A 14,865-nucleotide genomic window follows, 5' to 3' on the forward strand; every position below is an offset into this window, starting at 1 on the left:
TTATTTTCTATAACCCCAGCTCTGCCGAAATATCCAGCATTCGCTGAATTGGTTTAACCGCTTGCTCAATAATATGCTGAGGTACCGTAACTTCTGGCAAACCATTTTTAATGCATAAATATAGTTTTTCTAAAGTGTTTCTTTTCATGTACGGACAATCATTACAGGCACAACTGTTGTTCGGTGGTGCCGGAATAAATGTTTTCGTCGGATTTGCCTTTTCCATCTGGTGGATAATGCCACTTTCGGTAGCCACAATAAATTCTGTAGCCGGGTTGGTAATGGTATACTTTAACAAACCAGTAGTAGAACCAATATAATCAGCCATTTTTAAAACCACCTCTTCACATTCGGGGTGTGCAATAAATTTGGCATTTGGGTGGCGTTCTTTCAGTTTTGTAATTTTTTCCTGCGAAAAAATTTCGTGTACCATGCAGGCACCGTTCCACAATACCAAATCTCTACCTGTTTTTTTTGCAACGTAAGCGCCTAAGTTACGATCGGGGCCAAAAATTATTTTTTGATCTTTTGGTAAACTTTCCACAATCTGCACTGCGTTCGTACTCGTGCAAACAATATCACTTAAAGCTTTTAATTCGGCCGTGCAGTTTACGTAAGTGATTACCAGGTGATCTGGATATTTTTCCTTAAACTTTCTAAACAGGTGCGGAGGGCAACTATCTGCTAACGAGCAACCTGCTTTTACATCAGGCAATAATACCGTCTTATTAGGCGATAAAATCTTTGCTGTTTCGGCCATAAAATGCACACCGGCAAACACAATTACATCAGCATCCGTTTTTGCAGCTTCCTGCGATAATCCTAAACTATCACCAATATAATCCGCAATATCCTGTATATCAGGTTCTTGGTAATAGTGTGCAAGGATTATAGCATTCTTTTCCTTTTTTAATTTTTCAATCTCTGCAAAAAGATCGAGTGTAGGATCAATTTCTTCTTCTGCGAAACCTTTTTTGTTGATTTCTTCTAAGACATCTATGTTCATTTTAAAATTTTCCTTTTTTGAATTTTGACGTTGGCCAAAGATAAAGCTTTCCACGTCTCAATAATTAATAAGTTATTTTAAATAAATAAATCTTGTTTGTTTATTAGTGTGTTAATAATGTTGGCAAGTTCAGAAAATTCTTTCTTTTATATAAGTTGTTAATCGTTTACTAACATTTAGATTACATTTTTGTAATATCATGAGTTTGATTTTCAGGGTAATCGAAAATCGGTTTAATTTTTATCAATACTGGAATGTTAATTGTTTATAAGTGGGGGAAAAGTTAATTACTTGTATAAAGCTGGTTAAAAATTGCGCAAAAGATTGTGGCAAATTGTGTTTTTAGAGTAGCTTTAAACATTCAAATTTATTTGTTAGGATAATTTAGACATTGAGTTAACATTTATTAACTAGTTGTTAACATCGTGGATAAAGTAAATGTTTTTATTAATGAGAAAAGTAGATTTTCTGGTAATTGGTTCAGGTATAGCGGGTTTGAGTTTTGCGCTTAAGGCTGCAAAGTTTGGTAAGGTTTTAATTGTAACGAAGTCTAATGAAGACGAATCGAATACAAAATACGCCCAGGGCGGTGTTGCGGTTGTGGTGGATAAAGGTGATTCTTTTGAAAAACATATAGAAGATACACTGATTGCGGGCGATGGTTTATGCGACGAAAAAATTGTGGAAATCGTTGTAAAAGAGGGACCTCAGCGCATTCAGGAGATCATTGATTATGGTATAAATTTCGATAAAGACAACGCTGGTTTTTATGATTTAGCTAAGGAGGGCGGACACTCAGAACACCGCGTTTTACACTATAAAGATATCACCGGATATGAGATAGAAAGGGTGTTGCTAAATGAAATACATGAGAATAACAACATAGAGATATTAACACATTACTTCGCATTGGAGTTAATCACACAGCATCACTTAGGTGAATTTGTTGATAAGCGTACTGAAGATATTAACTGTTATGGGATATATGCCTTTAACACAGAGCTTAACGATGTGGAAAAGATTGTAGCAAATGTGACTGTGATGGCTTCGGGTGGTGCGGGACATGTGTATTCGGCGACAACAAATCCGGTTATTGCAACAGGCGATGGTATGGCAATGGTTTACCGGGCAAAAGGAAAAGTGAGGAATATGGAGTTTATTCAGTTCCATCCAACAGCTTTATACCATCCAGGAGAGTATCCGTCATTCTTGATTTCAGAAGCGGTGAGGGGTTTTGGAGGAGTTTTAAGACGCAAAAATGGTGAGGAGTTTATGCAGGAATATGATGAGCGAAAATCGCTTGCTCCACGTGATATTGTGGCCCGTGCGGTGGATAATGAAATGAAAAAATCTGGAGATGACTTTGTATATCTTGATATTACGATGCGTAAGAAAGCGGATATATTAAAACACTTTCCTAATATATATGCTAAATGTTTATCGATAGGGATTGATATGACGAAAGATTATATCCCGGTTACGCCTGCATCCCATTATATGTGTGGTGGCATCCTGGTTGATGAATATGGCCGTTCTTCTATTAAAAATTTATATGCCTGTGGAGAATGTTCTTCAACGGGTTTACATGGTGCTAACCGTTTGGCTTCCAATTCGTTACTTGAAGCTACTGTTTTTGCACACCGCATTTACCAGGATGCGATTGAAAATTTTAAAAGTAGTGTTATTCCAGATGAGATTCCTGAGTGGGATTCGAAAGGGGTTACCCAAAGCAACGAAGATGTATTGGTAACACATAACCTTCGGGAGCTGCAAAAAATTATGGGCGATTATGTAGGGATTGTCCGTTCTGATTTTCGTTTAGAAAGGGCGCATCGCCGTTTATTCTTAATTTATCAGGAAACAGAGGAATTTTATAAAAAGAATAAGGTTTCGGTTAAACTTTGCGAGTTGAGAAATGTAATTCAAACGGCTTACCTGGTGATTAAATCTGCCATGCAAAGAAAAGAGAGTAGGGGATTACATTTTACTACCGATTACCCCGAACATGCTAAACAATTAGTAGATACAGTTTTTTAACCCCTAAATCCCCTGAGGGGGACTTTAACACCATTATCCATCAACCATCTTAAATTATATTATGCCGTTAATATTGCCCGTAAAAGATAAATACCCTGAAATAGGAAAAGATAACTTTATTGCTGAAAATGCCACTATTGTTGGTGATGTGGTAATTGGTGATAACTGTTCAGTATGGTTTAATGCTGTGATAAGAGGCGATGTAAACGCCATTACGATTGGAAATGAATCAAATATCCAGGATGGAGCAGTAATTCATGCAACGTACTTAAAAGCCTCTACACACATCGGTAATAGGGTATCAGTAGGGCATAATGCCATTGTACATGGCTGTACCGTTCAGGATAACGTTTTAATTGGCATGGGGGCCATTGTAATGGACCATGCTGTTATAGAAGAGTATTGTATTATTGCGGCCGGTTCTGTGGTTTTGGAGAATACCATCTGTGAAACCGGGTATTTATATGCTGGTACCCCAGCAAAAAAAATAAAGCCCATTACTGAAGAGCAAAGGGCTTTATTAAATAAGTTACCTGATAATTATATCATGTATTCGGGTTGGTTTACGCAATAGTTTCCGTCATTTCGACTGAAGTAAAAAGGAATGGATAAATCTGTGCAAGTAGATCTCTCCGTTCCACTGTGTTCCAGTCGAGATGACTACTTTTTTTATTTAGGTGGTGCAGGTATCACCAATGGATCTTCCCGTTCCCAGTTTGGTTTTAAATCCATTAATGCTTTTAAATACCAAACTTTTTCGGGTTGGTAGCCACCTTTAACACTTCCTGTATCCCAAATTCCGTTTTTATTTTCATCGTAAACTACCCTGAGCATATATTTCCCGGCAGGATATTTTGAAAATGTAATCTTTGAATTTTTGCTTAACGGATATGATTTTATAATGTCTTTTTTCTCTGTTAAAAATTGTACCACATAACTTTTACTGGTATCTGGCACAGTTACATTCAATACTAGCGAAGTATAAGCATCCTGGTTCTCTAATGTAAATCTTTTAGGTATATCCTTATTTTTAGCGTTAAAGATGGCTGTAAATGCGCCTGCACCAAGTTTTAAATCGTAAGTTCTTTTAGTTTTCCAGGGATATTTAATGTAGTATTTTTGTTGATCTACACTGTCTTTTATGAGTTCAAAATTGGTTCGTTTTACGGAATCTTCCAATAATGTGATTTTAGATGCATCAGCGCCAGTCATTGGAAAAGGAAAGGTTAGGGTTAATTGCTGGAAAGGATTTAATTTACCTCCAGACAAGTTATCAGCTACGGTTACTTCGCGGGTATAGGTATCCTTTTTACCACGGGTGAAGTTTAATGTTTGCAGTACTTTACCTTGATCCTGGATGGCTACTTTAACCGAATCGAAACTTAAATCTTTTAACCATATTTTAGCTGTGTCATTATTTTTAGTAAAGTGAACATATTTACCAACGTCAACTGCAGGTGGATCAGTAACCGTTATTTTAGGGCTTTTAAGCTGCTGATTGAAGATAATGGATAAACTTCCATCATTGTTCAGTTTTCGGTCTACAACACGAAATTCCGGAGCCAGTTCCTTAAAAATTTGAAGGTTAACATTGTCGATGTTTTTATCAATTACCAAAGGCTCTTTAATAAAGCCTACTTCATCAGAAATCTGTTGGTATATTTTATCGCCGCCGCCGCTGCTTTCCTTAATAGCATAAACTTTATAAGTGCCTTTTCTAAGGTTATTTAATTTATAAGTTCCTGCACTATCGGTAGTAGTATATATCGATGGACGTCTCTTTCCAAAAATAGTATCGCGTTCTAAGGGGAGAATAAATACAGTTGCTTCTTTTTCCGGCTCATCACTTAACGAATTAATTACTTTACCGCTGATGGATAAAGAATCTATTTCCGGACCGGTAGAAAAAACATAAGATAGATTTTTAACCACGTTACCTTCGTTTACATCAGCAATGGATTTTCCAAAGTTTAAAGTATAAGTTGTATTTTTTTCCAAAGAATCCTGAAGTACAATTTCTAATCTTTTTGATCTCTTTTTTAAAACAGGAAGTTTTTCCTGATCCGGAGAAATTGAAAATTCTTTGAACTCATCTTTGATATTAAAATATTCGTCAAACTCGATAATAATTTTTTTAGCATTAAAATTACGCGTCTGATTTTTTGGCGTCATGCTTAAAATTTTTGGGGGCTTGGTATCTTTTGGCCCACCTTGTGGTGTTTGGATACTCGCACAACCAAAAAATAGGAGCAAGGCCATTACACCTGTTAAATTTTTAAGGTCAAAATATTGGTCTTTTAAATTTGGCATATTTTAAACGTTCTGACGAATTTTTATACTTTTTGGAACCGTAACATTAAAAAATATTATTTTATGTTTATATCGCTTTATTTTAAGTCTATTATATTTTATATAAGTAGTTGATTATCAATTACTTATTAATATAAACCATTAAAACTGATATATCAGAAGGTGATACACCCGAAATTCGGGATGCCTGACCTAAAGTACGTGGTTTGATCTTAAATAATTTCTCTCTTGCTTCTTTTGAAATGGAAACAATTTTATTATAGTCAAAATCTACTTTGATTTCTTTGTCTTCCATTTTTAGCATCTTGGCTACAATTTCATTTTCCTTCTCAAAATAACTTTCATATTTAATTTTGATTTCTGCCTGTTCGATTGTTTCGTTATCTAAATCTTTTGTAGCTTCTGCGAGAGGTTTACTTACTTTTATCAAATCTTGTAATCCAACGTGAGGCCTTCCTACCAAACTGTGTATTTTTACATTTTGGTTTAAAACACTCGATCCTAAACTTTCGAGCATCGGATTTGCATCACCCATTTCTATGCCCTGGTTTCTGGTGAACTTTACTAATGCATCTGCAGCTGCAATTTTTTTGTTTACTTTTTCTAATCGTTCATCAGAAATTAAACCGAGTTGATGGCCAATAGGAGAGAGGCGGATATCCGCATTGTCCTGTCTTAATAATAAGCGATGTTCAGCCCTTGAAGTGAACATGCGATAAGGCTCTTCTGTTCCTTTAGTTACTAAATCATCAATTAAAACACCAATATAACTTTCTGATCTTTTCATGATCAGTTCGTGTTTATCATGGATTTTTTGGTGTGCATTTATACCTGCCATGAAACCTTGACAAGCAGCTTCTTCGTAACCAGTCGTTCCATTAATTTGTCCTGCCAAAAATAAATTATTGATTAATTTAGTTTCTAAGGTTAAAGATAATTGGGTAGGTGGAAAGAAATCATATTCAATCGCATAACCCGGTCTGAACATTTTTGCCTGTTCAAAACCTGGTATTAATCTTAGTGCTTTAAATTGTACATCTTCCGGAAGTGAAGTTGAAAATCCGTTTACATAAATTTCGCAGGTATTCCATCCTTCGGGTTCAACAAAAATCTGGTGACGATCACGCTCTGCAAAACGGTTAATTTTATCTTCAATGGAAGGACAATACCTCGGACCTAAACCTTTAATACGACCTGTAAACATAGGCGATTTTTCAAAACCTTCTTTCAAGGTCTCGTGTACTTCGCTGTTTGTATAGGTGATCCAGCAACAACGTTGATCGGTGGTAACGGGAGTATCGGTGAAAGAAAATTTACTTCTATCCTCATCACCCCATTGCTCTTCCATTTTAGAATAATCCAAACTTCGGCCATCAACGCGTGGTGGAGTACCTGTTTTCATTCTGCCAGATTCCATTCCTAATTCTACCAATTGCTCGGTAATTCCTGTTGATGATCTTTCAGCTGTTCTACCTCCTCCGAATTTTTTTTCTCCGATATGAATAATACCATTTAAAAAGGTGCCATTGGTTAACACCACAGCTGTGCTTTCTATCTCTATACCTAAAGATGTTTTAACGCCGTATACGGTATTATCTTTCACCAGTAAACCTATAACGCTATCTTGCCAAATATCTACATTTGGTGTGTTCTCTAAAGCTAACCTCCATTCCTCTGCAAAGCGCATCCTGTCAATTTGCGCTCTTGGGCTCCACATTGCAGGGCCTTTTGATTTATTAAGCATTCTGAATTGAATGGTTGATTTATCTGATATAATACCAGAGTATCCACCTAGTGCATCAACCTCTCGAACAATCTGTCCTTTCGCTACGCCACCCATGGCAGGGTTACAACTCATTTGGGCAATGGTGCCCATATTCATTGTTATTAATAAAACAGATGAGCCTAAGTTAGCAGCGGCAGCAGCAGCTTCACAGCCTGCGTGACCAGCACCAACAACAATCAAATCGTATTTTGAAAACATTTTATTTTATATTTCTTTAATGTTCCACGTGGAACATTTGGTTTTTGTTTATTGATTATGCTGATTGAATTTAATCAATGTTAAAAAAAATTGTCGCTTATAAAGCCCACTTCGACTACGCTTATCTTGACATCTCTTTTTAAGAATTAATGATGTTCCACGTGAAACATAATATGAAATCTTTGAATTGCATCCTTTGTTATTCAGAAAGTTCCAGCCAACGCATGGTGTATTCATCCAGTTTAGCATGATGGTTTTCTATTTCATTTGAAATCTGCTGAATTTTAACATAGTCGGCTGCATCAATAGTGTTTAATGTTTTGGTCAGGTTAGCTATTTTAGCTTCTGTTTCTTCCATTCCTTTTTCGCTATCTTCTAATTCTTTTTGTTCTTTGAAGCTTAGCTTTTTTGCTGCTTTAACCGGTGTTTGTTCTATAACGGGAGCAGGAGCTTTCTTTGTTTCTACTTTGGCTTTTGGTTGATCTAAACTTAATCGATACTCAGAATAATTGCCATTATAAATTTTAACAACACCTTCGCCTTCCATAATAAATAGTTGATCACTCATTTTATCAAGCAGGTACCTATCGTGAGAAACCAGCATTAATATGCCGGGGAAGTTTTCTAAAAATTCTTCTAATACATTTAGAGTGTCTATATCCAAATCGTTTGTTGGCTCATCCAAAATTAAAAAATTTGGATTTTGCATCAACACTTTCATCAGGTTCAAACGTTTCTTTTCACCACCACTTAACTTCTCTACCATGCCATGTTGTTTTTTTGGTGGGAAGAGAAATAAGGTTAATAGGGCAGAGGCAGTAATTACAGAACCATCTGCCATTTTAATATATTCGGCATCCGATTTTACAATGTCTATTACCCTTTCTTTTGGATCGAAAGTTAAACCACCTTGTTTATAATATCCAAATACAGTAGTATCTCCGGTATCAACTTTGCCACTATCTGGTGTAATTTGACTCGTAATAATATTTAATAAGGTTGATTTTCCTGTTCCGTTTTTTCCGGCTAAACCAATTCTATCTCCTTTTTTAAAGGTATAGCTGAAATCGTTGATAATCGGACGCTCATCAAATGCTTTAGCAATGTGTTCTATCTCGATAATTTTACCGCCTTGGCGAGACATCTTCATTTGTAGGCTAATGCTCTGATTGTCAGCCTTTTTCTTTGTTTTTTCTTCTAAATCGTAAAAGGCATTGATTCTGGCGTTAGATTTAGTTCCACGAGCCTGTGGCATGCGTCTCATCCATTCCAATTCTTTCTTTAATAGCTGTTGGTTCTTGTGTTGAACCGTAGCGTCTAACGCTTCTCTTTCACTTTTCTTTTCCAGGTAATAAGCATAGTTTCCATTGTAATTGAAAATTTTGCCCCTATCCAGTTCCACTATAGTATTACACACATTATCTAAAAAGTACCTATCGTGGGTAACCAATAAAATGGTTTTTTGTCCAGTGGTCAATAATTTCTCCAGCCACTCGATGGTATCAATATCTAAATGGTTGGTAGGCTCATCAAGCACTAAAATTTCAGGATCTTCAATTAAAAGTTTAGCGAGGGCCAAACGTTTCTTTTGTCCGCCTGATAGGGTAGCTATTTTTTGTTGAAGATGAGTAATGCCCATTCTATTTAAAATGGTTTTAATCTCATGCTCATATTCCCATGCATTATGTTCGCTTAACTCTTCGTATAAACGGTTAAGCGTTTTCTCATCAGGATTGGGATCTTCAATTAATTCTTCATACTCCTTAATCAACTGTTGTTGTTTATTATCAAGAGAAAAGATGTGGTCACTAATCGAAAAACCTTCTGTAAATTGTGGTTCCTGGTCCAAAAAGCCAATTTTAACAGCTTTGTTTTTTACAATTTTACCTTCAAGCGGAGGGAACCTTTCTGCAAGTAATTTCAAAAGTGTACTCTTACCTGCACCATTAATCCCAACCAACGCTACGCGCTGACCAGAGTTAATACCCAAGGTTAAATTCTTAAATAGCCATTCGTCATGATAACCATGTCCTAAGCCTTCTGCCGCAATTAGTGTGCTCAATTTTTTTGTATTTCGGATTTATAAAGGAAAATTAGTGCAAAGGTAAGGATAAATTACTTGGAACGGGATATTCAAATTGTAAAGGACTTCTGTATCAGGTAAAAATGGCAGAAACTTGATGCTGTTGGTTCGGTTGTTCACTGGTTCATTTGTCATTAGTAAAGCTATTATAAAAACAAAACAGCGGTTGGACTCGCTCCACCGCTGCTTCAATCATTAACTAAAACTAAACTTTATCTTTTGTGATGTTTTAGAAAATAGATTCTAAAAGATCAACTTTAATATCATTATATCTGTTTGCATTGTACGTTGCAATGGGCGATGCGCTTATATTACTGTCTGTTGCAGTAAAATCATTTGTATTTACTTTCGCAACCGCACCTAAAACGGCTGAATAATTTTCGGTAGAACCGCTTAATACTAAACTGGAGGCACCATTAATGTTTGTATTTAAATTCACGGTATTTGCCTTGATATCAGCAGTTGCACCATCGTTTAAAATTACATCAAGGTTTAATAAGTTGAAGTTTCCGGCTGTTATAACACTAGAAATGTTTGATGCTTCGATAGCAGTAAGGTTATTTACATGTGCAATAATTGTTAGTGGCTTTTTGGTAAAAGAACTGATCCTTAATTCGCCATCTTGTTGTTGTACCAATGCATTTTTTGCGTAGTAGTTATCATAAACCTGAACACTTTCTTTAGCATCCTGAACTAAAATTACCTTCACGTTGCCACTTACTTTAATTTTAGTAATATTTTTAACTGAAGTAATATTGGTGTAATTGCTGTTATTTTCGTTTGCATTTGCTGCAACACTTGCACTACTTAAAACGATTGTTGCCAATGCTGCTGCGAATAGGGTTTTTATAGAAGTTTTCATTACTGTATATTTTAATTTTTTTAAATCCTTTTATTGTTTTTTCGAATATAAGACTGCAGCGTGCAGGAAAAGTTGCAGCGAGATTTGGCGTATTATACCAGCAGAGTGTAATTGTCGACGAACGCCGGTAACTTTTAGACGAACGCCAATTAAAAATGAAAGGTGTAGGGAGGTATTTTGCTTTTAATTAGAGAGTTATGGTAATGGTAATGTCATGAAAGGTATAAAATAGATCGTCATTCGAGCAGAACGCGATGCAGCCAAGAAATCTAACAAAATAGATCTCTCTCCCGAATATTCGGGACGTTCCAGGAGATGACGGACGGGCTTATGGAGAAATAAGATTCTTCACTGCGCTCAGAATGGTATTAGGGGATAGGGAGGTTAAGCTAATTCAAATTCACTTCTATACCCTAAATATTCATCTTCTTTTTGAGTCATGAGGGTTTTGGCTGCTTTACCTTTGTCTTTAAAACCCAATAGGTGCAGGGTTCCGTGGATCATGATGCGGCAAACTTCATCAAATTCGGAAGTTTTAAAGGTTTTGGCGTTTTCTTTTACGCGTTCTATGCTGATGAAAATATCACTCACAATCTGTTTTTCTTCTTCAGAATTATCGAAGGTGATGATATCCGTGTAAGTATCGTGGTTTAAGTATTGCTGATTGATCCCGAGGAGGTATTCGTCGCTGCAGAAAATAAAGTTGAGTTCATGCAGTTTATAACCTTCTTTTTCAATGGTAGCTTTAATCCACTTTTTAACTTTAAGTTTTTGTGGAAGGTTATAGCTAACAGATTCGGTGAAAAAGGATATTGCAGGCATATTTTTTGTTGTTTTTGCTGCAAATTTAAGAAATATAATTTTGTACTATTTACAATTGTGATCATGTCGAGCGAAGTGCAACCTGGTCGAGAAATCTATCTCTGGATAGATCTCTCCGTTCCGCTGTGCTTCAGTGGAGATGACGAATTTTTTTAAAATGGTTACCTGAATGGAGTTGATGGATCTTAATTCCGCTATCATTATAGATTTATATAAAAAGTCTGTCATAACGAGGTACGAAGCAATCTTAATGCACATGCTATTAGCGATCGTTGTAAGATTGCTTCGTTGTACCTCCTCAGCAATGACGAGTTATTACATTTGTTATCGCTCTATATTCAACGACTTTAAATACTCGGCAATTTTATTTTTATAGTAGTAATTTAAGCTCGGTGGCAATTTCTGCAGCATATCGTTACCATTCTGTTGCTCTTTTTTAAACTGATCGACCATTTTTTGATAAGATGGTGGAAATTCTTTTGCAGCTTTACTCTCCCGTTTAGAGTCCTCTTCCTGATCGCGTTCTGCTTTTTCAGCTTCTAATAGCTTGGTTAACAGTTCTTTCTGTCTGTTTAAGGTTTCCTGTTGTAAACGCTTGTTAACCAAATCGCTTTCCGTCTGTTTCATCTCTTTAATGGCTTCGTTCAGGTTGCCCATTTTTCCTGTACCATCTTTATTTTCTTCCCTGTTAATCTTTTCCAATGCCTGACGGATCATTTGCTGTTGCTGGGCCATTTTACCAAATTCCTGGCTCATTTGTCCTTTACCAACTGTACCTTGGTTACCACCTGATTTCTGCATCTGCTCCCTGGCTTTCTGCATGCTTTTATTCAGCTGATCTTGCATTTGCGAAAGTTGTTTCATTCCCTGCTTTTGTTTCTTTCCGCTACCACCTTTGCCATTTTTCTGCATATTTTGCAACTGGCTTAAAGCTTCGCTCAACATCAAAGTAAGGTTATTGATAGAGGTCATGGTAAACTGCTGGAAACGGTTGGCCTCTGGTGTTCTTCTATCACCCAAACTTTCTAAACTTTTATCGAGGTTAAAATTTATTTTATTCATCTCCTCGTTAACTGTCGATTCTATCTGTGGAACACGTTTGCTTAAGCTATACAAACTATCGGCAATGGTTTTAAGGTTATCTTTAATGCTGCGCTGTTTCTGAACGTTGCTGGTATAAGATGGATCCGCCGCTGCCATTTTCTTTAAAGCGAGCATTACCTTTTCCTGATCAAAAGAAGTGTTTAGTAGATTTTCGAGCAAACGTCGCAATTCTTTCGCATTCAGGTTATTTTCCATCTCTTCGCCCTGTTGCTGCATATCGCTCATTTTTTTAGATAATTTTTCCATCTGATCAGCTGCTTTTTGCTGCTTCTGACTGGCATTTTTGGAATCTTTTTTATCTAAAGCATCTTTACTGTCCTGTTGTTCCTTTTGTATATCCTGAACATCTTTTTCAGGATTTTCGAATGGATTTGGCCTTTCTAAAGATTTATTTTTTTCTTCCAGCTTTTTAAGGTCGTCTTTAAGGTCTTTCATCTCCTTATTCAGGGCATCCTGTTTTTGCTTTAAGGTTTCGTTATCCTGTTTTTTATCTTTCGTTTGTTCGGCCAGTTCTTTTTGTTCTTTAGCCAGCTCATTTAAACGGTCGATATCGGTTTGAAGGTTTTGTTCAAATTCAAGCTGTTTGTAGAGTTCTAAAATACGGTCTAGCTCATTTTTGAGGGTTTTATTATCCAATTGCATTTTTGAAAGCTCATTCTGTGTTTGATCTTTATTTTTCTCATTCATCAGGTTCTGCAGCTTTTGCAAAAGTTCTTTGGTTTTATCATCCAGCACATTATCAAACAGGTCTTTAATCTGTTTCTGTTTTTCTAAAAGCTCTTCGGTTTGTTTCTGGTCTTCCTGTTGCTGGATGTTTTTATCGTTCTGTTCCTTAATTTCTTTTACAGCTTCATCAAGCTGTTTTTGCTTGTCTAAAAGCGCTTCTATTTGTTTTTTATCTTCGAAAGAGATCTGTTTTTTATCGATCAGGCTTTCTGCAACTTTTTTACTTTCTTTTTCGATGGTATTGGCCAAACGGATAGCCGATTGTACTTTTTGTTTTAAGGCCTGGTTGCTGGCATTAATCTGCTCGGCAGTTTCTTTTTTGGTAGGCTGTTTAAAGGTTTTAATTTCCGAGCGGGTAACTTTTGCGCCGTTAACGCCGTCGTTATCGGCTACTTCGAAATAATATTCAATTTCTTGCCCTGGTTTGGCCGAAGCGGTTTTTAAATCCCAGAAATAGAAGAAAGTATGATCTGTCGCATTGCTTTTTATTGGAATATTCTTGGTCACTGTGCCAACAATACGGTTATTTTCTTTGATGTTATATTTGAAACTCAGTCGGCTAAAACCATAATCATCTGTAAGCTGACCGCTGAAATACAATGCTTTGTTACTTATCGAATCTGGTTTTTCTTCTACCGTAATTCCAGGCGCCTGATCTTTAACCACGGTGATCTGGTGTGATAAAGAATCGCGAAGTGTAACGTATTCATTTTTAGGGGTAATGCTGTATTTAACATTGTTTTTGATGGTGGCATTGAAAGTCGATTCATCGTCATCAACTTTTAAAACATACTCTTTACCATTCAGTATAAATAAAATCGAATTGCTTTTTCCGGTTTTTAAATTCCAGGTAACTTTTGTTCCTTCCGGTAGGAGCATGTCGCCAACGTTTGCAATCTGTTCCGGTTTTTTGCCTAAATAAGCTGGAAAATTTAAAGTTGCGGTTGCATTAAGCAATTCGGGACGCGGTTTAACAGTAAGCGTGAATACCGAAGAACTGAAACCACCTCCTTTAAAAACAAGTTTTTTATCGTTTTGGATATTTTTAATGCTGTAATTAAACTGGCTGATGTTCTCTTTTTGCAATTTGTAAGTGTTTTTTCCGTCTTCTACATAAATTTCGGCAGGAAGCTGATCGCCCGCTAATTTCAAGTTTATGGTTACATCATCACCCTGTGTTAGCGTTAAACTTTTATTTAAAACCGTAAAACTGAATGGAGCTTTGGGTGCAATGTATTCATCGTATTTGAAAAAACTATTTGTACCCTCGCGTAAAATGGCAGGAGCAATGATGGCAATGAGTAAAATGATAGAAAGTGGGATAAAAAGGTACTTTAAATACTTGCGGTTATCGTTAATGCTAACGGCCGTGTAAAAAGGAACGGGCTTAAGTTCTAATATTTTTTGATCGATGCTGGCAATAATGAGTTGATTGTTATGAGGCTGGTTTTCTGATAAACGGTGAAGCTGTAGGGTATTGAGCAATTTATCCTTAATATCGGAAAAGTGATTTCCGATGATAACCGATGCCTCGTCAAAAGAGAGGTGTTTGCCCAATTTTAACATCGAAAGAAGTGGTTTGATAATTAAAAAACCAATAAGCAAAACACCAATAAGCAAGTAGGCAAAAAAAACAACAGTTTTAAAGCCGGCAGTTGGATTGAGGTAATATAGACTTAAAAAAACAAGCAGATACAAGGCTAAGAGTATTGCCGCGGCATAAATACTGCCGCGCAAAATTTTATTGAGGTAAAATTTGCGGATAAACTCATCAATCTTTCGTAATAATTCACTGTAGTTATTGCTCACCATATCACCGTAAATGTAAAAATTGTTCCAATCAATTAAAAGAAACCACAGTAAGGTAACGTGTTTATTTCAAATAGTTTATCGTTTGGCTGATAATTGAGATTGGTTGGATAGGTTATTTT

At 36.3% G+C, this 14,865-nt stretch carries 9 protein-coding genes; 2 read left to right on the forward strand and 7 right to left on the reverse strand.

The window, feature by feature from the left end; genetic code table 11:
* Positions 1 to 7 precede the first annotated feature (7 nt).
* Positions 8 to 1,006 (reverse strand): quinolinate synthase NadA, encoded by a 999-nt coding sequence (gene nadA, locus R2R28_RS20470; protein ID WP_316827520.1) that lies wholly within the window; start codon positions 1,004 to 1,006, stop codon positions 8 to 10.
* A gap of 450 nt (positions 1,007 to 1,456) precedes the next feature.
* On the opposite strand from nadA, the gene nadB reads away from it, so the two are divergent.
* On the forward strand, positions 1,457 to 3,043 hold the full coding sequence (gene nadB, locus R2R28_RS20475) for an L-aspartate oxidase (RefSeq protein WP_316827521.1): 1,587 nt from the start codon (positions 1,457 to 1,459) through the stop codon (positions 3,041 to 3,043).
* A 61-nt stretch (positions 3,044 to 3,104) separates the two neighbouring features.
* Positions 3,105 to 3,617: a gamma carbonic anhydrase family protein gene (locus R2R28_RS20480; protein WP_316827522.1), complete on the forward strand. Its 513-nt coding sequence runs from the start codon at positions 3,105 to 3,107 to the stop codon at positions 3,615 to 3,617.
* Positions 3,618 to 3,712: 95 nt separating this feature from the next.
* Here the strand turns inward: R2R28_RS20480 and R2R28_RS20485 are convergent, their stop codons facing one another.
* From R2R28_RS20485 to R2R28_RS20510, 6 genes are all read right to left on the reverse strand, one after another.
* Positions 3,713 to 5,353, reverse strand: coding sequence for an Ig-like domain-containing protein (locus R2R28_RS20485; RefSeq protein ID WP_316827523.1), 1,641 nt, complete (start codon positions 5,351 to 5,353; stop codon positions 3,713 to 3,715).
* A 121-nt stretch (positions 5,354 to 5,474) separates the two neighbouring features.
* On the reverse strand, positions 5,475 to 7,337 hold the full coding sequence (gene mnmG / locus R2R28_RS20490) for a tRNA uridine-5-carboxymethylaminomethyl(34) synthesis enzyme MnmG (RefSeq protein WP_316827524.1): 1,863 nt from the start codon (positions 7,335 to 7,337) through the stop codon (positions 5,475 to 5,477).
* A gap of 199 nt (positions 7,338 to 7,536) precedes the next feature.
* The gene (locus R2R28_RS20495; RefSeq protein WP_316827525.1) at positions 7,537 to 9,399 is read right to left on the reverse strand and encodes an ABC-F family ATP-binding cassette domain-containing protein; all 1,863 of its coding nucleotides are present in this window, start codon (positions 9,397 to 9,399) and stop codon (positions 7,537 to 7,539) included.
* A gap of 250 nt (positions 9,400 to 9,649) precedes the next feature.
* On the reverse strand, positions 9,650 to 10,282 hold the full coding sequence (locus R2R28_RS20500) for a GIN domain-containing protein (protein WP_316827526.1): 633 nt from the start codon (positions 10,280 to 10,282) through the stop codon (positions 9,650 to 9,652).
* 384 nt (positions 10,283 to 10,666) lie between these two features.
* Entirely contained in the window at positions 10,667 to 11,104 is a 438-nt protein-coding gene (ybeY, locus tag R2R28_RS20505; RefSeq protein WP_316827527.1) for an rRNA maturation RNase YbeY, read from the reverse strand.
* A 324-nt stretch (positions 11,105 to 11,428) separates the two neighbouring features.
* Entirely contained in the window at positions 11,429 to 14,746 is a 3,318-nt protein-coding gene (locus R2R28_RS20510; protein WP_316827528.1) for a DUF4175 family protein, read from the reverse strand.
* Between the last annotated feature and the right edge of the window lie 119 nt (positions 14,747 to 14,865).

The sequence above is a fragment of the Pedobacter miscanthi genome, from assembly GCF_032678605.1.
GTDB lineage: Bacteria > Bacteroidota > Bacteroidia > Sphingobacteriales > Sphingobacteriaceae > Pedobacter > Pedobacter miscanthi_A.